The following is a 24,614-nucleotide window of genomic DNA, read 5'->3' as shown; positions in this document are numbered from 1 at the left end:
CCGCTGCGGTTCAGGTGAGGTTCAGAGCCTGTTCAGGGGGAGTTCAGGGGCGCCTGCGTAGTCTGGGACTCACACAAAGGCAACAGCCAAACGCATAGAGGTATCACCATGACTGCGATCAAACAGCTGATGTTGGCGTTAACCATGCTCAGTGCCACCGCCGGGGTCCAGGCCGCCGACGGTGCCTTCGCCGCGTTCGGCGGTGAGAAAACCAAGAAATCCAGCACCTTGCTCCAGCGTGTCAGCTTCGAAGAAGTGGGCAGCCAACCCGCGCCCTGGGGCCAGTCCCTGGGCCTTGCAATCCCGCAGCTGGGCTACCGCGCCGGCTATGAACACCTGACGGGCCAGTTCAATGGCACTAAACTGCGCCCGCAAGACCTGCAGGGCCGCTATGATATCCCTCTGTCGGACAGTTGATTTGCCTTGGAGAGCTTTATGAAATTGCTGGTGGTGGAAGATGAGGCGCTGCTGCGTCATCACCTGTTTACCCGCCTGACCGACAGCGGGCATGTGGTCGAGGCTGTGGCCAATGCCGAAGAGGCCCTGTACCAGACCGGGCAGTTCAACCATGACCTGGCGATCATCGACCTGGGCCTGCCCGGCATGGGGGGGCTGGACCTGATCCGCCAACTGCGTACCCAGGCCAAGACCTTCCCGATCCTGATCCTCACCGCGCGTGGCAACTGGCAGGACAAGGTCGAAGGCCTGGCAGCCGGTGCTGATGACTATGTGGTCAAGCCGTTCCAGTTCGAAGAACTGGAGGCGCGGATGAACGCCTTGCTGCGCCGCTCCAGCGGGTTTACCCAGTCGACGATTGTTGCGGGCCCGTTGCTGCTGGACCTCAATCGCAAGCAGGCGTCCCTCGACGAACAGCCCCTGGCGCTGACGGCCTACGAATATCGGATCCTTGAGTACCTGATGCGCCATCACCAGCAGGTGGTCGCCAAGGACCGCTTGATGGAACAGCTCTACCCGGATGACGACGAGCGTGATCCGAATGTCATCGAAGTGTTGGTCGGCCGCCTGCGTCGCAAGCTGGAAGGCCCGGCCGGGTTCAAGCCGATCGACACCGTGCGTGGCCTCGGCTACCTGTTCAACGAGCGCTGCCGTTGATTCGCTCGCTTCGCGTGCGCTTGATGCTGGCGGCCGCCACCCTGGCCGTGCTGTTCATGCTGGGCTTGTTGCCCGCCATGCAAGGGGCGTTCAGCCTGGCGTTGCAGGATTCCATCGAGCAGCGCCTGGCGTCGGACGTCACGACGCTGATCTCTGCCGCACGGGTTGAAAACAACCGCCTGCTGATGCCGGCGCAATTGCCGGACGAGCGCTTCAACCTCACCGACAGCCGCCTGCTCGGCTATATCTACGATCGCGAAGGCCATCTGGTGTGGCGTTCGCGGGCGACCAAGGAAGAAAACATCAACTACAAGCCGCGCTACGACGGGCGCGGTAACGAATTCGCGCGGATCCGTGAGGCCAACGGCCAGGAATTCTTCGTCTATGACGTCGAGGTCCGGCTGCTGGGCGGCAAGAGCGCGGCGTTCAGTATTGTCGCCCTGCAACCGGTGCGCGAATACCAGTTGACCCTCGAAGGCCTGCGCGAAAACCTCTACCTGGGCTTCGGCGCAGCGTTGCTGGTGCTGTTGACCTTGCTGTGGCTGGGCCTGACTTGGGGCCTGCAGGCCCTGCGGCGCCTGAGCCAGGAACTTGACCAGATCGAAGGTGGCACCCGCGAAAGCCTATCCGAACAACACCCCCGTGAATTGTTGCGCCTTACCGGTTCCCTCAACCGCTTGCTGCACAGCGAACGTGAGCAACGGGCGCGTTACCGCGACTCCCTCGACGACCTGGCCCACAGCCTGAAAACCCCGCTCGCGGTACTTCAAGGTGTGAGCGAAGACATGGCCCAGCGCCCGGAAGACCGCGACCAGGCCTGGGTGCTGCAATCGCAGATCGAGCGCATGAGCCAGCAGATCAGCTACCAACTGCAACGCGCCAGCCTGCGCAAGAGCGGCCTGGTGCGTCACCAGGTGCGCCTGGAGCCGGTGTTGCAAAGCCTGTGCGATACGCTGGACAAGGTCTACCGCGACAAACGTGTCACGGTGTCCTTTGAGCTGCCGGAAGAGTGCGACGTGCCGATTGAGAAGGGCGCTTTGCTGGAGTTGCTCGGCAACCTGCTGGAAAACGCCTACCGCTTATGTTTGAGCGAGGTGCGCATCAGCTTCGCGGAAAACCTCGAAGGCAGCGAGTTGTGCATCGAGGATGATGGGCCAGGTGTGCCGCCGGATCAGCGCGCCCGGATTCTGCAGCGGGGCGAGCGGCTGGACCGCCAGCATCCGGGGCAGGGGATCGGCTTGGCGGTGGTCAAGGACATCATTGAAAGCTACGGTGCACGGCTGACCTTGGGCGATTCGCCTTTGGGCGGGGCGGCGTTCAAGATTCATTTTCCGGCCTTGTGATCGTTACTGGCCGTGCGGGCCTCCTCGCAGGCAAGCCAGCTCCCACAGTGGATGGGGTTCGAATCACAATGTGTAAACCCTATCCACTGTGGGAACCGGGCTTGCCCGCGATGGGGGTCTTCCAGGCCATACAGCTCTAACTCTCTTGGGCCCGGTAAGCCCCCGGTGTCAGCCCCGTCCACTTCTTGAACGCCCGATGAAACGCCGACGGTTCGGAAAAGCCCAGCTGCTCGGCAATCTCCTGCAGCGACAAGTCTGCGCGGCCCAAATGATAGATGGCGATGTCCCGCCGCAGCTCATCCTTGAGTGCCTGAAAGCTGGTGCCTTCTTCACGCAAATGCCTGCGCAGGGTCTGGGGGCTGATGTGCAAGTGCTGGGCGACGGCTTCCAGGTCCGGCCAGGGACTGCGGTCGCGGCTGAGCAAGCGGCGTAGCTGGCTGCTCAAGCTGTCGCCTTCGTCCGGCCGCGACAGCAGATCGGCGGGGGAGCGTTCCAGGAAGTGCTTGAGCGTGCGTTCATCCTGCAACAGCGGCAGGTTCAGGTAACGCGCGGGAAACACCAGGCTGCTGTTCGGTGCACCGAATACCTGGGCACAGGGAAACAGCAGGTCATATTCGCTGGCGTGAGCCGGCTGCGGGTAGCTGAAGGTGGCCTGGTGCAGCCGGATGCGTTGGCCGATCAGCCAACTGCCCAGGCGATGCCAAATCACCAGCAGGCACTCACTCAAGAAATGCTCCGGGTCCCATAGCTGCGAGTCGTCCAGGCTCAAGCGGGCCATTTCGCCTTCGCGTGTCAGCTGCCAGCGCGGGCCTTGTGGGAATAGGCTATAAAATAATAAGCCGCGTTCCAGAGCCTTCTCCAGCGTGCGGCAATGGATTAGCGCGTGGCACATCATGGCGAAAGTGCCGCGTTTACTCGGACCGTCGGCGAACCCCAGGTATTCGTCGTCCAGCGCCAGCCAGAGCATTTGCAGCAAACGAGTGAACTGCTCCGGCGCGATGCGGGCGCGGGGTTCGGTCAGCAGTTCCGGGGTGATGCCCACTTGTTGCAGCAGGCCCGAGTAGTCATAGCCGGCCCGACGCGCCCCGCCGAGGGCCGCACGGGCGTAATGGCTGGCGATGGTACGTTCACGCATGCGGAGGCCTCGTCCATGGAGGGGCCGATGGTAGCCAGCCCCGGCTGCGGTCACAAGGCGGATATCCGCCAAATTGTAGGACGGGATGGGTCGAGTGGGCGGAAATCCGCCACTTGTTTCGCTGCCTGGGAGGGCGTCTCAAAACGCCAGGCCCTGATGTCTAAGGGCCTTCAGAGCTTTTCAGCAAAGTGGCACGGCGTTTGCGATAGGGATTACAGCGCAGCCTTGTTCCTACAGGGCTCGCAAACAACAAATCCCTCCAGTGCAGGAGGGTTCGCAATTCAAGTGTCGTGGGCAATGGCGGATATTTGCCACACGGGACGATTGAGGAACTTTGCAATGACGACTCGTCAGCCAATCTACAAATCCCTGTACTTCCAGGTGATCGTTGCAATCGTTATCGGTATTTTGCTCGGTCACTTCTACCCGCAGACCGGTGTGGCCCTCAAGCCGCTGGGTGACGGGTTCATCAAACTGATCAAAATGGTCATCGCCCCGATCATCTTCTGCACCGTTGTCAGTGGCATCGCTGGCATGCAAAGCATGAAATCGGTGGGCAAGACCGGCGGCTACGCGCTGCTGTACTTCGAGATCGTGTCTACCGTTGCGCTGCTGATCGGCCTGATCGTGGTAAACGTCGTGCAACCGGGTAACGGCATGCACATCGACGTAGCGACCCTGGACGCCTCCAAAGTGGCGGCCTACGTCACCGCCGGTAAAGACCAGAGCATCGTCGGCTTTATCCTCAATGTGATCCCTAACACCATCGTCGGCGCCTTCGCCAACGGCGACATCCTGCAAGTGCTGATGTTCTCGGTGATCTTCGGTTTCGCCCTGCACCGCCTGGGTGCCTACGGCAAGCCGGTGCTGGACTTCATCGATCGCTTCGCCCACGTGATGTTCAACATCATCAACATGATCATGAAGCTCGCGCCAATCGGTGCCCTGGGCGCCATGGCGTTCACCATCGGTGCCTACGGCGTAGGTTCCCTGGTGCAGCTGGGCCAGCTGATGATCTGCTTCTACATCACCTGCCTGCTGTTCGTGCTGGTGGTACTGGGTGGTATCTGCCGCGCCCACGGTTTCAGCGTGATCAAACTGATCCGCTACATCCGTGAAGAGCTGTTGATCGTTCTGGGTACTTCGTCTTCCGAGTCCGCACTGCCGCGCATGCTGATCAAGATGGAGCGTCTGGGCGCGAAGAAATCCGTAGTAGGCCTGGTGATTCCAACCGGCTACTCCTTCAACCTCGACGGTACTTCGATCTACCTGACCATGGCTGCCGTGTTCATCGCCCAGGCGACTGACACCCACATGGACATTACCCACCAGATCACGCTGCTGCTGGTGCTGCTGCTGTCCTCCAAAGGCGCTGCAGGCGTGACCGGTTCGGGCTTCATCGTACTGGCTGCCACCCTGTCGGCCGTAGGCCACCTGCCGGTTGCCGGCCTGGCGCTGATCCTGGGTATCGACCGCTTCATGTCCGAAGCCCGCGCACTGACCAACCTTGTCGGTAACGCCGTTGCCACCATCGTTGTGGCCAAGTGGGTCAAGGAACTGGACACCGACAAGCTGCAAAGCGAGCTGGCGTCCGGCGGTACCGGTATCTCGGAAACCCGCGAACTGGATGACCTGGGCGTGGCCGAAGGCCCTGCACCTGTCGTCAAGTAAGCCGCTGCTGGCGTGAACTAACGCCGACAGCAACGTACAAACGCCCCGACTGGTTCGGGGCGTTTGCGTTTCTGGCGCATTACTTTGGCAGCTTTTGTTTTACAGTAAGTGAATAGGTTGTAACGCTTGCAGGAGGTTATGTGGACAGTGTGGATTTGAACGTCCTGCGCAGCGTGCTCGAATGGCGCCGTGCCGGGCAGCGAGTGGTGTTGTACAGCGTTGTCCAGACCTGGGGCAGTGCCCCGCGTCCACCGGGCGCCATGCTGGCGCTGAGGGGGGACGGGGTGGTGATCGGCTCGGTGTCGGGCGGCTGCATCGAGGACGACTTGATTGCACGCCTGCAGGATGGCCGGTTGCCTGCAGACGGGCCGCCGGTCCAGTTGGTGACCTACGGCGTTACCCGCGATGAGGCCGCGCGTTTTGGCCTGCCCTGTGGGGGCACCTTGCGCCTGACCGAAGAGCGTGTGCGCGACTGGGCGTGGGTGTCGGAACTGCTGGCGCGCTGTGAAGATCATCAGATCGTCGCACGTGAGCTGGACCTGGCCAGTGGTGACGTCACCTTGAGCAGTGCAAGCAAGACCGATGTGGTCACCTTCGACGGCGAACGCCTGCGTGCCATCTACGGCCCGCGCTGGCGCCTGCTGTTGATCGGTGCCGGGCAACTGTCACGCTACGTGGCGGAGATGGCGCGCTTGCTGGATTTCGAGGTGTTGATCTGCGACCCGCGTGATGAGTTCGTCTACGGTTGGGAAGAACAGCACGGCCGCTTTGTGCCGGGCATGCCCGATGAGGCTGTGCTCAACATCCAGACCGATGAGCGCACGGCCATTGTGTGCCTTACCCATGACCCGCGCCTGGATGATATGGCTTTGCTGACGGCGCTGAACTCCTCGGCGTTCTACATCGGCGCCCTGGGGTCGCGGGTCAACAGTCAGAAGCGTCGGGAAAACCTCGCCGCGCTGGGGTTATCGGCGGAAGCGATCACCCGCCTGCATGGGCCGATCGGCTTGCATATCGGCAGCCACACCCCGTCGGAGATCGCGTTGTCGCTGATGGCGGAAATTGTCGCGATCAAGAACGGTGTGGCCCCGATGCAGAAGAAGCCATTGCCGGTGGTGGCTGAGTGACAGTCACTGCGATTGTGCTCGCGGCGGGGCAGGGCAGTCGCTTCCGCGCCGTGGCGGGGGCTGGCCAGGATAAGTTGCTGGCTGATTGTGTGGGCTTGGATGGCATGACGCGGCCGGTGGTCGAGCAGGTGCTGGTGAATCTGCCGGCTACTGTGGTTGAGCGTTGGGTGGTGACGTCGCCGGACCGTCATGAAGTGATTCGTTTGGCCGAGGCCTGCGGTTGCAAGGTCCTGCTGCTGCGCTCAGCCGGCATGGGCGACAGTATTGCGGCGGCGGTTGCAGCCAGTGCTGCGGCGGACGGCTGGCTGGTGGTGTTGGGGGATATGCCGTTTATTCGGTCGTCGAGCATTGAGCAGGTGATCGATGGGCTGGAGGAGGGCGGTATCAGTGTGCCGATGCAGGATGGGCAATATGGGCATCCTGTGGCATTTAGCCAGGCATTTGGGCCGGGGCTGATGGCGTTGACCGGTGATCGTGGGGCCAAGCCGTTGTTTGCGTACGCTGCAGTGAGGCAGGTGCAGGTAAATGACCCCGGCGTGTTATGGGATGTCGACCTGCCGCACTCCCTGAGTTTCACCTCGGGCTAAATGTGGGAGCGGGCTTGCTCGCGAATGCGCTGGGTCAGTCACTGCAGCTCTGCCTGACCCGGCGCATTCGCGAGCAAGCCCGCTCCCACCGTGAATCTACGATATCTACAAGATGGTTATAAAAAAGCCCCGCCTGATCACTCAGGCGGGGCTTTTTAGTCGCTGCTGGAATCAGGCGAGAGGTTTGCTCTCGTGCTCTGCTTCCTGTGCCGCGGCAGCTGCTGCGGCTTCAGCTTCCTTGCGACGACGACGCACTTCACGTGGGTCGTTCGGGGCACGGCCGTTTTCGGTCAGTGCACTGACCGGGGCTGCTTCAACCACCGGTGCTGCCACTTCGGCAACTACCGGAGCTTCAACCACGGGCACAGGTTCTACGACCGGAGCAGGCTCAACCACTGGGGTTGACTCGGCGACCACGACTTCGGCAACCGGCGCTGGCGCTTCTTCTACCACAGGGGCAGGTTCTGACGCTTCAACCGGTGCGGCAGGCTCGGCAGTCCATTGGAAGGCGGTCTGTTCTTCACGAACTTCGCGTACTTCTGGGGCTGCTTCGACAACCGCTGCTTCGACCACTGGCTGAGGCTCAACCACTGGCGCTTGTTCAACCGCTGCCACTTCAATTTCTGGCTGGGCTTCTTGAACCGGGGCAACTTCCACTTCCGGAACAGCCGGCGCTTCGATTGGGGTGGTGGCTTCGACAACCGGTGCTTCGACAGCCGACGCTTCTACGACTGGCGTTTCAGCAACCGGCGCTTCAACAGCAGGTGCTTCAACGGCTGGCGTCTCGGCAACCGGTGCTTCCACGGTGACGGTGTCTTCGACCGCTGCGGTAGCGCGTTCAGCCTGCTCGTGAGCCTGGGCTTCAGCCGGTGCGCTGATGACCGAGCTGGCAACGGCAGCGGTAACGGCCAAGCCGGCAGCCAGTTCGGCGCCAGTCGGTTCGCTGGTAGCGGCTTCTGTGTTTTCGCCGGTCTCTTCCGAGCCTTCGATCACGTTGCCGTTGGCATCACGTTGACGCTCACGACGGTTGCTGCGACGACGCTGACCACGGGAGCGGCGGCGTGGACGATCGCCTTCGGCGCCTTCCTGACCGTCTTCCTGCAGTTGCTCTTCGCCGGTCAGTACCTCTTCTTCGCTGGCAGCAGCCGCTTGTTCGGCACGTGGTTGACGCTCTTCACGCGGGGCGCGAGGTTGGCGTTCTTCGCGTGGCGCACGCTCTTCACGCGGCTGGCGGGCCGGGCGTTCTTCAGCAGCAACGGCAGCACCGGCAGCGGCTGGCGCGGCGTCCAGCGGCTCGCGCAGTTCACGCACGCGTTCTTCGCGCTCGCCACGTGGCTTGCGATCTTCGCGTGGGGCACGTGGAGTGCGCGGTGCGCGCTCTTCACGCGGTGCACGTTCTACGGTCGGGGTTTCTTCACGGGGTTCGCGAGGTGCACGCTCTTCGCGTGGGGCGCGTTCTTCACGCGGCGCACGTTCTTCGCGCGGCTTGCGCTCTTCGTCACGGCGGCCGTTGCGGTTACGGCTCTGCTGACGACCGTTGCGACGCTCTTCGTTGCGCGCAGGACGCTCGGTAGCCGGTTTTTCGACCACAACCGGAGCAACAGGCTCTTCCTTGGTGGCGAACAGGCTGACCAGCGACTTCACCAGGCCTTTGAACAGGCTTGGTTCAGGCAGGGCGGCCGGTGCGGCAACCGGAGCGGCGACTTCGGTCGGCACCGGAGCGTTGGCGCGAGCCGGCGCGGTCTTGACCGCGGCTTCCTGGCGAACCAGGGTGCGGGTCGCGGCGGCTGGCTGGACTTCTTCCACTTCGGCTGCGGCAGCGGCGATTTCGTAGCTGGACTGGCCGCTGTGGGCTTCCGGGCTGTCGTCGCGCAGACGCTGCACTTCGAAGTGCGGGGTTTCGAGGTGATCGTTCGGCAGGATGACGATACGGGCACGGGTGCGCAGTTCGATCTTGGTGATCGAGTTGCGTTTTTCGTTGAGCAGGAAGGCGGCAACCGGGATCGGCACTTGCGCGCGGACTTCGGCGGTGCGGTCTTTCAGGGCTTCTTCTTCGATCAGGCGCAGGATCGCCAGGGACAGCGATTCAACGTCACGGATGATGCCGGTGCCGTTGCAACGCGGGCAGACGATGCCGCTGCTCTCGCCCAGGGAAGGACGCAGGCGCTGACGGGACATTTCCAGCAGGCCAAAGCGCGAAATGCGGCCGACCTGTACGCGGGCACGGTCAGCTTCCAGGCATTCGCGGACTTTCTCTTCCACGGCGCGCTGGTTCTTGGCAGGGGTCATGTCGATGAAGTCGATCACGATCAGGCCGCCGATGTCACGCAGGCGCAGCTGGCGGGCGATTTCTTCAGCCGCTTCCAGGTTGGTCTGCAGGGCGGTTTCTTCGATGTCGCTGCCTTTGGTCGCACGCGCCGAGTTGATGTCGATGGACACCAGGGCTTCGGTCGGGTCGATCACAATGGAGCCACCGGAAGGCAGTTCGACCACGCGCTGGAAGGCGGTCTCGATCTGGCTTTCGATCTGGAAACGGTTGAACAGCGGGACGCTGTCTTCGTACAGCTTGATCTTGCTGGCGTACTGCGGCATCACCTGGCGGATGAAGGTCAGGGCTTCGTCCTGGGCTTCAACGCTGTCGATCAGCACTTCGCCGATGTCCTGGCGCAGGTAATCGCGGATGGCGCGGATGATCACGTTGCTTTCCTGGTAGATCAGGAATGGCGCGGAACGATCCAGGGACGCTTCTTTGATGGCGGTCCACAGTTGCAGCAGGTAGTCGAGGTCCCACTGCATTTCTTCGCTGCTGCGGCCCAGGCCGGCAGTGCGAACGATCAGGCCCATGTCGGCTGGTGCAATCAGGCCGTTCAGCGCTTCACGCAGTTCGTTGCGCTCTTCGCCTTCGATGCGGCGGGAAATGCCGCCGGCACGTGGGTTGTTCGGCATCAGGACCAGGTAACGGCCGGCCAGGCTGATGAAGGTGGTCAGGGCTGCGCCCTTGTTGCCACGTTCTTCTTTTTCTACCTGGACAATGACTTCCTGGCCTTCGCTCAGGACGTCCTTGATGTTCACGCGGCCTTCAGGGGCTTTCTTGAAGTATTCGCGGGAGATTTCTTTGAGGGGCAGGAAGCCGTGGCGCTCGGAGCCGAAATCGACAAAGGCAGCCTCAAGGCTTGGTTCGATGCGAGTAATACGGCCTTTATAGATGTTGGCCTTCTTTTGCTCGCGTGCACCGGATTCGATGTCCAGGTCGTAGAGGCGTTGGCCATCTACCAGTGCAACACGCAACTCTTCGGGTTGAGTTGCGTTAATCAGCATTCTTTTCATGTTGTACCGTCGGTTTCCGGGCTGCCGGAAACGGCGTTCGGCACACACGACTTCTCACGGTCGGTGTCAGGTGCGTCAAGAGTGGTTGGCCACTCCAGTGTCCAGCAAAAACCAGCCAATTGGGCCGGTATCGCGACGGACGCGTCCTGCTTGTTAGCGGTGGTGACAAAGGCACCACTTCAACAAAAGCTAAGGTCAGGAGGAGGAATCAACCGGCGACTGTGGACGAGATGAAGCGTCTAAATATAAGCCTAGTGCTACACGGTCCGACGGTTGTGCATCTCCACCCTACACGTATCCCTGATAATTCGGGTGCTGCCGCGCGCAGAATCCGCAGCGGGTTGGCATTTACCGTGTTCTCCAATGGGGAGTCCACGCTCATGGCTAAACAAGACTAGGTGTGGGCGGTTGCGCTCTCACTCAGCTCTTAACAGGCGTTGTTTCCGAAGTATTCGCCGTGGTCTGGTTCAAGACTGACTGCACTTTGTGAACTGGCCGTAAATATCGGCGCGGAACGCGAGTATTCACTCTGCTTTCTGCACTCGCTTCAGGCCTCATGTCACCTGCGCTTGTTACAATCTTGAGCCTTCCAGGGTGGCGAAAGCCCCGTAGGACGGCCTCGCGTCCTGATGAATTGCGATGGTCAGGGCCGGCAGTTTGCCGCATGTCCTCTGTCCAGGCCGCTTTTGGCGGCGTTCGCGACTATAGCAGCAATGATTAAGTGCTTCAATTCCATAAAAAATTGTTATCATCGCCGCCATGACGACTACCGCCCCCCAGACCCCCAGCGTCCAGCTGCTCGAGGTCTCGCCGGAATATGCCGGCCAACGCATCGACAATTTTCTCCTGGCCAGGCTCAAAGGCGTGCCCAAGACCTTGATTTACCGCATCTTGCGTAAAGGTGAAGTGCGGGTGAACAAAGGCCGGATCAAGCCCGAGTACAAGTTGCAGGCGGGCGATATCGTCCGTGTGCCGCCGGTTCGCGTGCCTGAGCGTGATGAGCCCGTGCCATTGGCCCAAGGCTTGTTGCAGCGCCTTGAAGCGTCGATCATCTTTGAAGACAACAAGCTGATCGTGATCAACAAGCCCTGTGGCATTGCGGTTCACGGCGGCAGCGGCCTGAATTTCGGCGTGATCGAAGCCTTTCGTCAGTTGCGTCCGGACGCCAAGGAGCTGGAGCTGGTCCACCGCCTGGACCGTGACACTTCCGGCCTGCTGATGATTGCCAAGAAGCGCAGCATGTTGCGCCACCTGCACACCGCCCTGCGTGGCGATGGCGTGGACAAGCGCTACATGGCGCTGGTGCGCGGCAACTGGGCCAGCTCCATCAAGAGCGTCCGCGCGCCGTTGCAGAAGAGCAACCTGCGTTCCGGCGAGCGCATGGTGGAAGTGGACGAAGAGGGCAAAGAAGCCCTGACCCTGTTCAAGGTGCTGCGCCGCTTCGGTGACTTCGCCACCATGGTCGAGGCCAAGCCGGTAACCGGCCGTACTCACCAGATTCGCGTGCACACCCTGCATGCGGGCCATTGCATCGCTGGCGATACCAAATACGGTGACGAGGATTTCTCCAAGGAAATCCGTGACCTGGGCGGCAAGCGCCTGTTCCTGCATGCCTACATGCTCACTGTGCCGCTGCCCGATGGTGGCGAGTTGAAGCTGCAGGCGCCGGTCGATGAGATGTGGGCCAAGACCGTGGAGCGTTTGAGTGTCGCACCTTGATTACAAACTGCTGATATTCGACTGGGATGGCACCCTGGCCAACTCCATTGGCCGGATTGTCGAATCGATGCACGCAGCGTCGACCCGCTCGGGCTATGCGCCGTGCACGGATCACGCAGTCAAGGGCATCATCGGCCTGGGCCTGCCTGAGGCGATTCGCACCTTGTATCCCGAGATCAGCGACGCTGAACTGGTCACCTTTCGTGATCACTACGCCGATCACTACATCGCCCTGGAGGCCACGCCTTCGCCCCTGTTCGACGGTGTGGTGCAGTCCCTGGAGGCGTTCCGCGCCGAGGGTTATCACCTGGCGGTCGCCACCGGCAAGGCGCGTCGCGGGCTGGACCGGGTGCTCAAGGCTCACGGCTGGGAAGATTATTTCGATATCACCCGCGCCGCCGATGAAACTGCCAGCAAGCCCCACCCTCTGATGTTGGAGCAGATCCTGGCCCATTGCGGCGTCTCGCCACGCCAGGCGCTGATGGTGGGGGATGCTTCCTTCGACCTGATGATGGCGCGCAATGCGGGCATGGACAGTGTGGCGGTCAGCTATGGTGCCCAGGCTGCCGAGGCGTTGCAGCAATACGAGCCGCGTCTGACGATTGATCATTTTTCCGAATTGCAGGCCTGGCTCAGCCGGGCCCAATAAGTCTTTGTTGGGGTTGATGGCATGAGTGACGAGTGGAAAGCGCCCGAAAAGGCTGAAAACAGCGATGATAAAAGCTGGAAGCTACTGGAGAAGACCCTCCTGGCCAGCGTCCAGGAACAGCGTCGTGCACGGCGTTGGGGGATATTCTTCAAGCTGCTGACGTTTATCTGGCTCATCGCCATGCTGGCGCTGTTCAGCCCGTTGATGGACATGGAAAAAAGCGCTACCCGGGGTGCCAACTACACCGCCCTTATCGAAGTGCGCGGGGTGATTGCCGACAAGGAGCCCGCCAGCGCCGACAATATCGTCAGCAGCCTGCGTGCCGCGTTTGAAGACCCCAAGGTCAAGGGCGTGATCCTGCGCATCAACAGCCCTGGCGGGAGTCCGGTGCAGTCCGGTTATGTGTATGACGAGATTCGTCGCCTGCGTGTTCTGCACCCTGATATCAAGCTGTACGCCGTGATTTCTGACTTGGGTGCTTCGGGTGCCTATTACATCGCCAGTGCCGCTGACCAGATCTACGCCGACAAGGCCAGTCTGGTGGGTTCCATCGGTGTGGCGGCGGCCGGTTATGGCTTTGTCGGCACCATGGAGAAGCTGGGGGTGGAGCGTCGTACCTACACCTCGGGTGAGCACAAGGCATTTCTCGACCCGTTCCAACCACAAAAGGCAGATGAAACCCAGTTCTGGCAGGGCGTGCTCGACACCACTCATCGCCAGTTCATCGCCAGCGTGAAGCAGGGGCGCGGCGACCGCCTGAAGGATAAGGACCACCCCGAGCTGTTCTCCGGTCTGGTGTGGTCGGGCGAGCAGGCGTTGCCGCTTGGCTTGATCGACGGGCTGGGCAGTGCCAGTTCGGTGGCGCGGGATGTGATTGGCGAGAAGGAGTTGGTGGATTTCACGGTTGAGGAATCGCCGTTTGATCGGTTCTCCAAGAAGCTCGGAGCGAGTGTGGCGGAGAAGCTGGCGCTGTATATGGGCTTCCAGGGTCCGACTCTGCGCTGAAATCCTGAGGCTGGCATCGCTCAAAATGTGGGAGCGGGCTTGCTCGCGAATGCGGTGGTTCAATCAGCACATCAGTGACTGATACACCGCATTCGCGAGCAAGCCCGCTCCCACAATTGGTTTTGTGGTGGGCTTAAGGGATCTGCACGCCTTCGACCAGTAGCATGTCTACTAGGCGGATCAGCGGTAGGCCGATAAGGCTGGTTGCATCCGGCCCTTCGGTACTCTGGAACAGGCTCACACCCAGCCCCTCAGCCTTGAAGCTGCCCGCGCAGTCGTACGGCTGCTCAATCCGCAGGTAGCGCTCAACGCGCTCAGCGTCCAGCTCACGCATGTGCACAGTAAAAGGTACGCAGTCCACCTGGCAGTGCCCTGTCTTGCTGTTCAGCAGCGCCAAGCCGGTGAGGAAGCTGACACGCTTGCCGCTGGCGGCCAACAGTTGTTCGCGGGCGTTCTCGAACGTGTGCGGCTTGCCGATGATCCGGCCGTCGAGCGCAGCCACTTGGTCGGAGCCGATAATCAAATGCCCAGGATGGCTGGCCGCAAGCGCGCGTGCCTTCTCTTCGGCCAGGCGCTTGACCAGCTCAATGGCGGATTCATTCGCACGGTGGCTTTCGTCGATATCCGGCGAGCTGCAGATGAACGGCAGGTGCAGGCGGCTCAGCAATTCCCGGCGATAAACCGAGCTGGATGCGAGTAATAAAGGCAGCATGGGCGTCTCCTCAGGGCAGCCGGGGATTCTAGCGGGGTGACCGGCTGACGCACAGGGCTGAATTTCCTTTGACATGGCTGGGTGCATCCCTATAATGCTGCGCCTATGTTGAATGACCCGATTCCACCTCACGTTGACCCGCGCAAATTGGCTGATCGTGGCACTTCCCTTCAAGGTGAGTTGCTGCTGGCCGATTTGGAGAGACTCTGCGACCCGCTTTCCGACACTGTCGGTAGGGTGCAGGCCAAATTCGTTTTTGAACGAGATGAACGTAAGTCTGTGGTAATCCACAGCTTTATCGACACCGAAGTCAAAATGGTTTGCCAGCGTTGTCTTGAGCTGGTCACCCTGCCGATCCACAGCGAGTGCAGTTATGCTGTGGTGAAGGAGGGTGCGAATACCCAGTCGTTGCCGAAAGGTTATGACGTGCTGGAACTGGGCGAAGATCCTTTGGATCTGCATGCACTGATCGAGGAGGAGCTTCTGCTCGCCTTGCCCATTGTGCCTGCTCATCATCCGGAAGAATGCCAGCAGCCGGCGGGCCTCGATGACGAGCCCGAACCGAGCGAGGACGAGGTAACGCGGTCCAACCCGTTCAGTGTATTGGCGCAGTTAAAGCGTGACCCAAACGTTTAGGAGTTAATCAATTATGGCTGTTCAGCAGAACAAAAAATCCCGCTCCGCCCGTGACATGCGCCGTTCGCACGACGCTCTCGAGGCAAGCACCCTGTCCGTAGAAAAGACCACCGGTGAAGTTCACCTGCGTCACCACGTATCGCCAGAAGGCGTATACCGTGGCCGTAAAGTGATCGACAAGGGCGCTGACGAGTAATCACTTGTCTGCTCTAGTCATCGCGATAGACGCAATGGGCGGGGACTTCGGTCCCCGCAGCATTGTTCAGGCCTGCATTGCCAGCCTGTCCGCTACACCCTCGCTGCACCTGACCCTCGTCGGTCAACCCTCCCTCCTTGAAGAACTGATTGCCAGCCATCCGGCGGTGGATCGCGCGCGCCTGACGATTACGCCGGCCAGCGAAACCATCACCATGGATGACAAGCCGGCGGCGGCCCTGCGTGGCAAACCCGACTCTTCGATGCGGGTGGCGCTTGAGCTGCTGCGTGATGGCAAGGTGCAAGCCTGTGTCAGTGCCGGCAATACCGGGGCTCTGATGGCGCTGTCGCGCTTTGTGCTGAAAACGTTGCCCGGCATTGATCGGCCGGCCATGGTGGCGGCGATTCCGACGCAGAAGGGCTATTGTCAACTGCTGGACCTGGGCGCGAATGTCGATTGCAGTGCCGAGCACCTGTTCCAGTTCGCCGTGATGGGCTCGGTGGCCGCCGAAGCGCTTGGCGTGGCCCGCCCGCGGGTGGCCTTGCTGAATATCGGTACCGAAGACATCAAGGGCAACCAGCAGGTCAAGCTTGCTGCTACGTTGTTGCAGGGTGCGCGCGGCTTGAACTACATCGGCTTTGTCGAGGGTGACGGCTTGTATCGCGGTGAGGCGGATGTGGTGGTGTGCGACGGTTTTGTCGGCAATATCCTGCTCAAATCCAGCGAAGGCCTGGCGACCATGATCGCCACGCGCATCGAGGCGTTGTTCAAGCAGAACCTCGCGTCGCGCCTGGTCGGCGCCCTGGCGCTGCCGTTGATGCGCCGCCTGCAGGCCGACCTGGCGCCAGCGCGGCATAATGGTGCGAGTTTTCTGGGCTTGCAGGGCATTGTGGTGAAGAGCCATGGTTCTGCGGGCGTTGAAGGCTTTCAAAGCGCGATTGCGCGGGCCCTGATCGAGATCCAGGAAAACCTGCCGCAACGCTTGCACGGCCGTCTTGAGGACCTGTTGCCTTAGGCGAATCGGCTCGGGAGTGCTTAAATGTGACCGGCCAGTTCAATTGACCATCCAATCTGTCAGTTTCGTGCACTCCCACCGTAGGCGTGCGCATTTTCGACGACCAGATCATTAGGGGCTTGTTACATGTCTACATCCCTCGCATTCGTCTTTCCAGGGCAGGGTTCGCAGTCCCTCGGCATGTTGGCCGAGCTGGGCGCGCAATACCCGCTGATCCTGGACACCTTTAAAGAAGCGTCCGACGCCCTGGGGTACGACCTGTGGGCACTGACCCAGCAAGGCCCGGAAGAGCAGCTCAATCAAACCGATAAAACCCAGCCGGCCATCCTGACCGCTTCGATCGCCCTGTGGCGTTTGTGGCTGGCGGAAGGCGGCGCGCGTCCGGCATTTGTCGCGGGTCACAGCCTGGGCGAATACAGCGCCTTGGTGGCAGCGGGCAGCCTGACCCTCGGTGAGGCGGTCAAGCTGGTCGAGCGCCGTGGCCAACTGATGCAAGAAGCCGTTCCGGCCGGGCAGGGCGGTATGGCCGCTATCCTGGGCCTGGACGATGCCGTGGTGATCGAAGCCTGTGCCGAAGCGGCCCAGGGCGAAGTGGTCAGCGCCGTGAACTTCAACTCCCCTGGCCAGGTGGTCATCGCCGGTGCCAAGGCGGCGGTCGAGCGTGCCATCGAAGGCTGCAAGGCCCGTGGCGCCAAGCGTGCCCTGCCGTTGCCGGTGAGCGTGCCGTCGCACTGTGAGCTGATGCGCCCGGCAGCCGAGCGTTTTGCCGAGTCCATCGCCGCCATCAACTGGCAGGCACCGCAGATCCCGTTGGTGCAGAACGTCAGTGCAGCCGTGGCTGCCGACCTCGACACTCTCAAGCGCGACCTGCTGGAGCAACTCTACAAGCCCGTACGTTGGGTTGAATCGGTCCAGACCCTGGCGGCCAACGGCGCCACCGAGCTGGTCGAGTGCGGTCCGGGCAAAGTCCTGGCCGGCCTGAACAAGCGGTGCGCCGACGGCGTGTCGACTGCCAACCTCAATACCCCGGATGCCTTCGCTGCCGCTCGCGCGGCACTGGCCTAATCCCCGAACTAAGGAGAAGCCTGCATGAGTCTGCAAGGTAAAGTTGCACTGGTTACCGGCGCAAGCCGTGGCATTGGCCAGGCGATCGCCCTGGAACTGGGCCGTCAGGGCGCCGTTGTGATCGGCACAGCTACGTCCGCTTCGGGCGCCGAGCGTATCGCCGCGACCCTGAAGGAAAACGGCGTGCAAGGTACCGGCCTTGAGCTGAACGTGACCAGTGATGAGTCCGTGGCTGCCGTACTGGCCGAGATCACCGCACAGTTCGGTGCGCCGGCGATTCTGGTGAACAACGCCGGTATCACCCGCGACAACTTGATGATGCGCATGAAAGACGACGAGTGGTACGACGTGGTCGACACCAACTTGAACAGTCTGTTTCGCCTGTCCAAGGGCGTTTTGCGCGGCATGACCAAGGCGCGTTGGGGTCGAATTATCAATATTGGCTCCGTAGTGGGTGCCATGGGCAACGCAGGCCAAGTAAACTACGCCTCTGCCAAAGCCGGTCTGGAAGGTTTCAGCCGTGCATTGGCACGTGAAGTCGGCTCGCGGTCGATTACGGTCAACTCGGTGGCCCCAGGGTTCATCGACACCGATATGACCCGCGAACTGCCAGAAGCACAGCGTGAAGCCTTGCTGACGCAGATTCCGCTGGGCCGTTTGGGCCAGGCTCAAGAGATCGCGAATGTGGTCACTTTCCTGGCATCCGACGGTGCGGCATACGTGACTGGGGCTACAATCCCGGTGAACGGCGGGATGTACATGAGTTAAATTGTGACGGATCGCTTCAAAAAAATGTCATACGAGCTGTCTAAAATCCGTTATAAAGCTGCAACTTAATTTATAGGCAGGTGGCCGACCGGGTACAGGGTGAAGCTTTCAGTTGAAAAGCTGAAATGGCTTTCTATACACTTACCCACTGGCCAGCTGCCTGAATTTGTCCATTAGGAGTTAAACAAGGTATGAGCACCATCGAAGAGCGCGTCAAGAAAATCGTCGCCGAGCAACTGGGCGTTAAAGAAGAAGAAGTGGTCAACACTGCTTCCTTCGTAGAAGACCTGGGTGCCGATTCCCTTGACACCGTTGAGCTGGTGATGGCTCTGGAAGAGGAATTCGAGACCGAAATCCCGGACGAAGAAGCTGAAAAAATCACTACTGTTCAAGCTGCTATCGACTACGTTACTAGCCACCAGGCGTAATAGTTTGTAGTCGTCGTTTGCTTTCAGGGAAAAACCGCACTGCTGTAACGGCGTGCGGTTTTTTCTTTAGCCCTGATCAAAAGTAAACGTTGAAGCAAAAGTGTCGTCATTAGAAAAAGGAGAGTGCTGTGTCGCGTAGACGCGTCGTAGTCACCGGTATGGGTATGTTGTCGCCACTGGGCACGGATGTGCCGAGCAGTTGGCAGGGCATTCTGGCTGGCCACAGTGGTATTGGTCTGATCGAACACACGGACCTTTCTGCCTATTCCACCCGTTTTGGCGGCTCGGTAAAGGGTTTCAATGTCGAGGAATACCTCTCGGTCAAAGAATCCCGCAAACTCGACCTGTTCATTCAATACGGCCTGGCAGCCGGTTTTCAGGCAGTGCGTAATGCCGGCCTGGAAGTCACCGACGCCAACCGTGATCGCATCGGCGTGGCGATGGGTTCGGGTATTGGCGGTTTGACCAATATCGAAGAAACCAGCCGCACGTTGCATGATTCCGGCCCTCGTCGAATTTCACCGTTCTTCGTCCCGGGATCGATCATCAATATGATTTCCGGTTTCCTGTCGATCCACCTGGGCGCACAGGGGCCTAACTACGCCATCGCCACGGCGTGTACCACTGGCACGCATTGCATCGGCATGGCGGCGCGCAACATCGCCTATGACGAAGCCGACGTGATGATTGCCGGCGGCGCCGAAATGGCGGCCTGCGGCCTGGGCATGGGCGGCTTCGGTGCCTCCCGGGCGCTGTCGACCCGTAATGACGAGCCGAGCCGTGCCAGCCGTCCATGGGACAAAGGCCGTGACGGTTTCGTACTGTCCGACGGTGCCGGTGCGCTGGTACTGGAAGAGTTGGAGCACGCCAAGGCGCGTGGTGCCACGATTTACGCCGAGCTGATCGGCTTCGGCATGAGCGGCGACGCTTACCACATGACCTCGCCACCGTCCGACGGTGCCGGTGCTGCGCGTTGCATCACCAACGCCCTGCGCGACGCGAAGGTCAATGCGGACCAAGTGCAGTACATCAACGCCCATGGCACGTCGACCCCGACCGGCGACCTGGCTGAAGCCGAAGCCATCAAGTCGGTGTTCGGCGAGCACGCCTACAACCTGGCGGTCAGCTCCACCAAGTCGATGACCGGCCACTTGCTGGGCGCAGCGGGCGCGGTCGAGGCGATCTTCAGCGTCATGGCCATCAAGGATCAGGTCGCTCCACCGACCATCAACCTGGATGAGCCGGATGAAGGCTGTGACCTGAACTTCGTGCCTCACGAAGCACAGCCGATGCCGATCGACGTGGTGATCTCCAACTCGTTCGGTTTTGGTGGCACCAACGGTTCCCTGGTGTTCCGCCGGTTCGCCGAGTGATGCACAGCTGGGTCGACGGTCAGCCAGCGGACAGCGTGCCCCTGAAAGATCGCGGCCTGGCGTATGGTGATGGGCTGTTCGAGACCATCGCCGTCAGTGCCGGGCAGCCTGTGCTGCTCGACCGCCACCTGCAACGCCTCGATGAGGGGTGCAGGCGCCTCGCCTTGGTTGCGGATCGTGAATTGATCCGCAGCGAAGTGCTGGCCTATGCCGCCGCCCTCGGCGACGGTGTTCTCAAATTGATCCTGACCCGCGGCGACAGCCTGCGCGGTTATGGCATCAACCTCGGCGCTCCGGTGCGCCGCATCTTGCAGGGCAGTCCGCCTGCTACCTATCCCCACGCCCATGCAGCCGACGGCATCCGTCTGTTCGCCTGTGCGACCCGCTTGGCCGAACAGCCGTTGCTGGCCGGTCTCAAGCACCTCAATCGCCTCGAACAGGTGATCGCCCGCGCCGAGTGGCAAGACACTGAGCACGCTGAAGGCTTGATGCTGGATGTGTCCGGACGTGTCATCGAAGGCGTATTCAGCAACCTGTTCCTAGTGCGCAACGGCTTGTTACTAACCGCTGATCTGACCCGTTGCGGCGTTGCCGGTGTGATGCGCGCCGAGATTCTGGCCCAGGCACAAAGCCTGGGCATCCCGGTGGCCGTGGCCGACATCGATCTTGAGCAGGTGCAGCAGGCCGACGAAGTCTTTGTGTGCAACAGCGTTTATGGCATTTGGCCGGTGCGCGGGTACGCTGCGATGAGCTGGCCGGTTGGGCCGCTCACCCGTAAACTGCAGGCCATTGTTCGCGCGCTATTGGAAATTTGAGTTGATACGAAAACTGGTTGTACTGCTGCTGGTCGGTCTGTTCTCGGCGGCTTTGCTGTTGGGCTATGGCGTCTGGAAATTCGACGCTGCCTTGAAGCAGCCCTTGAACCTGACCCAGGAGCAATTGCTCGACGTGCCGGCGGGGGCAACGCCCACAGGCACCTTCAATCGCCTGGAAGCCGATGGCGTGCTGGATGGCGCCTTCTGGTTGCGCCTGTACTGGCGCTTTAACCTCGACGGCCAGCCACTGCACAGCGGCGAATACCGCATGACCCCCGGCATGACGGCGCAGGGCTTGATCGGCCTATGGCAGCGTGGCGAAGTGGTGCAATACAGCCTGACCCTGGTCGAAGGCTGGAACTTCCGCCAGGTGCGCTCGGCCCTGGCCAAGCATGAAAAGATCGTGCAGACCCTCGCAGGCCTGAGCGACACCGAGGTTATGGACAAGCTCGGTCACCCCGGCGTGTTCCCGGAAGGTCGGTTCTTCCCTGATACCTACCGCTTCGTGCGTGGCATGACCGACGTCGAGTTCCTGAAAAAAGCCTACAACCGCCTCGACGATGTACTCGCTCAGGAGTGGAGCAAGCGTGCCGCCGATGCGCCGTACACCGACCCTTATCAAGCGCTGATCATGGCCTCCCTGGTGGAGAAAGAGACTGGCGTGCCTGAAGAGCGTGGGCAGATTGCCGGTGTCTTTGTGCGTCGCCTGAAGGTCGGCATGTTATTGCAGACCGACCCGACGGTGATCTATGGCCTGGGCGAGCGCTACAACGGCAAGTTGACCCGCGCTCACCTCAAGGAAGCCAATCCCTATAACACCTACATGGTGGCCGGCCTGCCGCCGACGCCCATTGCCATGGTCGGGCGCGAGGCGATCCATGCCGCGCTTAACCCGGTGCCGGGCAGCAGCCTGTATTTTGTCGCGCGGGGTGACGGCAGCCATATTTTCTCCGATGACCTGGATGCGCATAATGCCGCCGTGCGGGAGTTCCAGCTCAAGCGCCGGGCCGATTACCGCTCCAGCCCTGCGCCTGCCGTGAAGCCTGAGGAAGACGCAACGCCTGCGGTGGATGTGCCCGCGCAAGCGCCGGTTGAAAAGCCGACCGAGCCTGCGCCGGACACCGCCGCCCCGCAAAGCCCGCAATAATTCTGACTAAGGACTGCCTGTGACTGGCTTGTTTATTACCCTGGAAGGCCCCGAAGGCGCCGGCAAAAGCACCAACCGCGATTACCTGGCCGAGCGTTTGCGCCACGAAGGTATCGAAGTGGTGCTGACCCGCGAGCCCGGCGGCACGCCGCTGGCCGAGCGTATACGCGAGGTGCTGCTGGCGCCGGGTGAAGAGCAGATGAACCCGGACACCGAACTCCTGCTGGTGTTCGCCGCCCGTGCCCAGCACTTGGCCGAAGTGATTCGCCCGGCCCTGGCGCGCGGTGCCGTGGTCATCTGCGACCGATTCACCGATTCCACTTATGCCTACCAGGGCGGTGGCCGAGGCCTGTCCCTGGAGCGCATCGCGACGCTCGAAACCTTCGTCCAAGGCGACCTGCGCCCTGACCTGACCCTGGTCTTCGACCTGCCGGTGGAAGTCGGCCTGGCCCGTGCCAGCGCCCGTGGTCGCCTTGACCGTTTCGAGCTCGAAGGCCAGGCCTTCTTTGATGCGGTACGCACGGCGTTCCTCAAACGGGCTGCGGCCGAACCTGCGCGTTACTACCTGCTGGACGCCGCCCAACCGCTGGCCCAGGTGCAGCGCGCCATCGACGGCCTGTTGCCCACACTGCTGGAGCGCGCCCGTGGCTGAAGCCTACCCGTGGCAGGACAGCCTGTGGCAACAACTGGCCGGCCGTGCCCAGCACGCCCACGCCTACCTGTTGCATGGGCCGGTGGGTATCGGTAAACGTGACCTGGCCGAGCGCCTCATGGCTAGCCTGCTGTGCCAGCGCCCGGTCAACCTGGAAGCCTGCGGCGAGTGCAAATCCTGCCTGCTGCTCAAGGCCGGCAGCCACCCGGATAACTACCTGTTGGAACCCGAGGAAGCCGACAAGGCGATCAAGGTCGACCAAGTGCGCGACCTCGTCAGCTTTGTGGTGCAGACCGCGCAGATGGGCGGGCGCAAAGTCGTGTTGATCGAGCCGGTGGAGGCGATGAACATCAACGCCGCCAACGCCTTGCTCAAGAGCCTGGAGGAACCGTCCGGCGACACCGTATTGTTGCTGGTCAGCCACCAGTCCAGCCGCTTGTTGCCGACCATTCGTAGCCGCTGCGTGCAGCAGGCGTGCCCGCTGCCGAGCGAGGCGATGAGCCTCGAATGGCTCGCGCAGGCGTTGCCGGCGTGCAGCCAGGATGAACGGGTCGAGCTGCTGACCCTGGCGGCCGGCTCGCCCCTGGCGGCGGTGAAGCTGCAAGCCCAGGGCGTGCGTGAGCAACGCGCGCTGGTGGTGGATGGCGTGAAGAAACTGATCAAGCAGGAAGTGTCTGCCACTCAACTGGCCGAAAGTGCCTGGAAGGACATTCCCCTGTTGTTGCTGTTCGACTGGTTCTGCGATTGGTCGAGCCTGATCCTGCGCTACCAGCTGACTCAGGATGAAAGTGGCCTGGGCTTGCCGGATATGCGTAAGGTGGTGCAGTACCTGGCGCAGAAAAGTGCCCAGGACAAGGTGCTGACGATCCAGGACTGGATCCTCGCCCAGCGCCAGAAGGTGCTCGGCAAGGCCAACCTCAACCGCGTGCTGTTGCTCGAAGCGCTGCTGGTGCAGTGGGTCGGCTTGCTTGGCCGCCGTTAAATTCCGTGGCCGACAGGTGTATCGTCGGTCAGACACTTTTCGTGACTGAAGTTGTAGAGCCTTATGCTAGTAGATTCCCATTGCCACCTCGATCGCCTCGACCTGGCCCAACACGGCGGTTCCCTTGATGCGGCCCTCGACGCTGCGCGCCAGCGTGGGGTAGGGCATTTCCTGTGCATCGGCGTCAGCGCGCAAAACGCGGCTGACGTCAAAGCCCTGGCTGATCGCTATGCCGATGTGGATTGTTCGGTGGGTATACACCCGCTGGACCTCAAGCCCGGTGAAGCGCCTGCGCTGGACTGGCTACTGGCTGAGCTCAATCACCCGCGCGTGGTTGCCATCGGCGAAACCGGCCTGGATTATCACTACGAGCCCGAAGCCGCCGAGTTGCAGCAGGCCTCCTTCCGTTTGCACCTGCAAGCCGCCCAGCAAACCGGCAAACCGGTGATCGTCCACACCCGTGGCGCCCGTGCTGACACCCTGTCCTTGCTGCGCGAAGCCGCGCTGCCCCAGGCCGGCGTGTTGCACTGCTTCACCGAAGACTGGGACATGGCCAAGGCGGCCCTGGACCTGGGGTTCTACATTTCCCTCTCGGGCATCGTCACCTTCCGCAATGCCGACGCCCTGCGTGATGTCGCGCGCCAAGTGCCGGCCGACCGCCTGCTGGTGGAAACCGACTCGCCGTACCTGGCGCCCATTCCTCATCGCGGCAAGCCGAACCTGCCTGAGTACGTGCGTGATGTAGCGGATTACCTGGCAATGTTGCGCGGCGAGTCCTACGAGCGCTTTGCCGAACAGACTACCGAGAACTTCAAACGCCTGTTCCCGCTGGCTCATGTAGCCGTTTGACGCGGCCACATCGCAGGCAAAAAAAACCCGGCTTCTGGGGGGGGAATCCGGGCTAAGACCATTAGGAGTAAAACAAGGGTACGCGGTCCGTTGGTACCCAGGTCGGCGCTTCACTTGGGGGAGATGTCGCGCCGACAGTTGAAGTATTGATCAGTATCCGATTCAGTCCAGTCGCGGCTGATCGTTTTTTAAACAGATTTGGAATACGCGCGCTTCGCTTGAGTTCTCATCGGACAGGAGCACGGTGGCAGTTTTTGCGTGTTATTTCTGACTGGGATCCATGAAATCGTTGGCGCACTG

At 61.3% G+C, this 24,614-nt stretch carries 24 protein-coding genes; 21 read left to right on the top strand and 3 right to left on the bottom strand.

Annotation, left to right across the window (positions count from 1 at the left end; genetic code table 11):
- The first annotated feature begins 108 nt into the window (after positions 1-108).
- From AB4N92_RS05315 to AB4N92_RS05305, 3 genes are read left to right on the top strand one after another with little or no spacing between them, the layout of a single operon-like run.
- Entirely contained in the window at positions 109-417 is a 309-nt protein-coding gene (locus tag AB4N92_RS05315; RefSeq protein ID WP_236267586.1) for a hypothetical protein, read from the top strand.
- A gap of 18 nt (positions 418-435) precedes the next feature.
- Positions 436-1,113 (top strand): response regulator, encoded by a 678-nt coding sequence (locus AB4N92_RS05310; protein ID WP_010208358.1) that lies wholly within the window; start codon positions 436-438, stop codon positions 1,111-1,113.
- A complete protein-coding gene (locus tag AB4N92_RS05305) occupies positions 1,110-2,456 on the top strand; it encodes an ATP-binding protein (RefSeq protein WP_010208360.1) in 1,347 nt (448 codons plus the stop codon). The genes AB4N92_RS05310 and AB4N92_RS05305 overlap by 4 nt, the downstream gene beginning before the upstream one ends.
- A 136-nt stretch (positions 2,457-2,592) precedes the next feature.
- On the opposite strand, the gene AB4N92_RS05300 is transcribed toward AB4N92_RS05305, so the two are convergent.
- Entirely contained in the window at positions 2,593-3,591 is a 999-nt protein-coding gene (locus AB4N92_RS05300) for an AraC family transcriptional regulator (protein WP_010208362.1), read from the bottom strand.
- Between the two features lie 339 nt (positions 3,592-3,930).
- Here AB4N92_RS05300 and AB4N92_RS05295 point away from each other — a divergent pair, with 339 nt between their 5' ends.
- The 3 genes from AB4N92_RS05295 to AB4N92_RS05285 all read left to right on the top strand — a co-directional run bounded on the left by AB4N92_RS05295 (position 3,931) and on the right by AB4N92_RS05285 (position 6,976).
- On the top strand, positions 3,931-5,262 hold the full coding sequence (locus AB4N92_RS05295) for a dicarboxylate/amino acid:cation symporter (protein ID WP_010208364.1): 1,332 nt from the start codon (positions 3,931-3,933) through the stop codon (positions 5,260-5,262).
- A 140-nt stretch (positions 5,263-5,402) separates the two neighbouring features.
- Positions 5,403-6,389, top strand: coding sequence for an XdhC family protein (locus tag AB4N92_RS05290; RefSeq protein ID WP_010208365.1), 987 nt, complete (start codon positions 5,403-5,405; stop codon positions 6,387-6,389).
- Positions 6,386-6,976 (top strand): nucleotidyltransferase family protein, encoded by a 591-nt coding sequence (locus AB4N92_RS05285; protein WP_236267587.1) that lies wholly within the window; start codon positions 6,386-6,388, stop codon positions 6,974-6,976. Before AB4N92_RS05290 ends, AB4N92_RS05285 begins: the two co-directional genes overlap by 4 nt.
- A gap of 171 nt (positions 6,977-7,147) precedes the next feature.
- On the opposite strand, the gene rne is transcribed toward AB4N92_RS05285, so the two are convergent.
- Positions 7,148-10,303, bottom strand: a complete 3,156-nt coding sequence (gene rne, locus AB4N92_RS05280; RefSeq protein WP_236267588.1) for a ribonuclease E — start codon at positions 10,301-10,303, stop codon at positions 7,148-7,150.
- Positions 10,304-11,062: 759 nt separating this feature from the next.
- On the opposite strand from rne, the gene rluC reads away from it, so the two are divergent.
- Genes rluC through AB4N92_RS05265 form a run of 3 tightly spaced genes read left to right on the top strand, consistent with a single transcriptional unit; the run spans position 11,063 to position 13,676 of the window.
- Entirely contained in the window at positions 11,063-12,022 is a 960-nt protein-coding gene (gene rluC, locus AB4N92_RS05275) for a 23S rRNA pseudouridine(955/2504/2580) synthase RluC (RefSeq protein ID WP_010208368.1), read from the top strand.
- On the top strand, positions 12,009-12,671 hold the full coding sequence (locus AB4N92_RS05270; protein WP_042571981.1) for an HAD-IA family hydrolase: 663 nt from the start codon (positions 12,009-12,011) through the stop codon (positions 12,669-12,671). The genes rluC and AB4N92_RS05270 overlap by 14 nt, the downstream gene beginning before the upstream one ends.
- 21 nt (positions 12,672-12,692) lie before the next feature.
- Positions 12,693-13,676, top strand: coding sequence for a S49 family peptidase (locus AB4N92_RS05265; protein WP_236267589.1), 984 nt, complete (start codon positions 12,693-12,695; stop codon positions 13,674-13,676).
- Positions 13,677-13,809: 133 nt separating this feature from the next.
- On the opposite strand, the gene AB4N92_RS05260 is transcribed toward AB4N92_RS05265, so the two are convergent.
- Positions 13,810-14,388, bottom strand: a complete 579-nt coding sequence (locus tag AB4N92_RS05260) for a Maf family protein (RefSeq protein WP_010208372.1) — start codon at positions 14,386-14,388, stop codon at positions 13,810-13,812.
- A gap of 105 nt (positions 14,389-14,493) precedes the next feature.
- On the opposite strand from AB4N92_RS05260, the gene AB4N92_RS05255 reads away from it, so the two are divergent.
- From AB4N92_RS05255 to AB4N92_RS05200, 12 genes are all read left to right on the top strand, one after another.
- Positions 14,494-15,024 carry a YceD family protein gene (locus AB4N92_RS05255; protein ID WP_010208374.1) on the top strand — a complete coding sequence of 177 codons (531 nt, stop codon included), beginning with the start codon at positions 14,494-14,496 and terminating at the stop codon, positions 15,022-15,024.
- A gap of 13 nt (positions 15,025-15,037) precedes the next feature.
- On the top strand, positions 15,038-15,220 hold the full coding sequence (gene rpmF, locus AB4N92_RS05250; protein ID WP_003179396.1) for a 50S ribosomal protein L32: 183 nt from the start codon (positions 15,038-15,040) through the stop codon (positions 15,218-15,220).
- Between the two features lie 4 nt (positions 15,221-15,224).
- On the top strand, positions 15,225-16,235 hold the full coding sequence (gene plsX / locus AB4N92_RS05245; protein WP_021491482.1) for a phosphate acyltransferase PlsX: 1,011 nt from the start codon (positions 15,225-15,227) through the stop codon (positions 16,233-16,235).
- Between the two features lie 126 nt (positions 16,236-16,361).
- Positions 16,362-17,300, top strand: coding sequence for an ACP S-malonyltransferase (gene fabD, locus AB4N92_RS05240; protein WP_021491483.1), 939 nt, complete (start codon positions 16,362-16,364; stop codon positions 17,298-17,300).
- Positions 17,301-17,324: 24 nt separating this feature from the next.
- Positions 17,325-18,068 (top strand): 3-oxoacyl-ACP reductase FabG, encoded by a 744-nt coding sequence (gene fabG / locus AB4N92_RS05235; RefSeq protein WP_005790544.1) that lies wholly within the window; start codon positions 17,325-17,327, stop codon positions 18,066-18,068.
- Positions 18,069-18,259: 191 nt separating this feature from the next.
- A complete protein-coding gene (gene acpP / locus AB4N92_RS05230) occupies positions 18,260-18,496 on the top strand; it encodes an acyl carrier protein (RefSeq protein ID WP_003175607.1) in 237 nt (78 codons plus the stop codon).
- 128 nt (positions 18,497-18,624) lie between these two features.
- Complete coding sequence (fabF, locus tag AB4N92_RS05225; protein ID WP_010208386.1) at positions 18,625-19,869, top strand: beta-ketoacyl-ACP synthase II; 1,245 nt, start codon at positions 18,625-18,627, stop codon at positions 19,867-19,869.
- On the top strand, positions 19,869-20,684 hold the full coding sequence (gene pabC / locus AB4N92_RS05220) for an aminodeoxychorismate lyase (RefSeq protein WP_021491484.1): 816 nt from the start codon (positions 19,869-19,871) through the stop codon (positions 20,682-20,684). The genes fabF and pabC overlap by 1 nt, the downstream gene beginning before the upstream one ends.
- A gap of 1 nt (position 20,685) precedes the next feature.
- A complete protein-coding gene (mltG, locus tag AB4N92_RS05215; protein ID WP_010208389.1) occupies positions 20,686-21,831 on the top strand; it encodes an endolytic transglycosylase MltG in 1,146 nt (381 codons plus the stop codon).
- A 19-nt stretch (positions 21,832-21,850) separates the two neighbouring features.
- Positions 21,851-22,483 carry a dTMP kinase gene (gene tmk / locus AB4N92_RS05210; protein ID WP_010208391.1) on the top strand — a complete coding sequence of 211 codons (633 nt, stop codon included), beginning with the start codon at positions 21,851-21,853 and terminating at the stop codon, positions 22,481-22,483.
- Entirely contained in the window at positions 22,476-23,465 is a 990-nt protein-coding gene (locus tag AB4N92_RS05205; protein WP_010208392.1) for a DNA polymerase III subunit delta', read from the top strand. Before tmk ends, AB4N92_RS05205 begins: the two co-directional genes overlap by 8 nt.
- 63 nt (positions 23,466-23,528) lie before the next feature.
- Positions 23,529-24,314: a TatD family hydrolase gene (locus tag AB4N92_RS05200; RefSeq protein ID WP_047540215.1), complete on the top strand. Its 786-nt coding sequence runs from the start codon at positions 23,529-23,531 to the stop codon at positions 24,312-24,314.
- Positions 24,315-24,614: the final 300 nt, after the last annotated feature.

It is taken from the genome of Pseudomonas sp. S3_A09 (genome assembly GCF_054668065.1).
The sequence above is the reverse complement of the archived record's forward strand: the minus strand, read 5'-3'. Positions and strand labels throughout refer to the sequence as shown.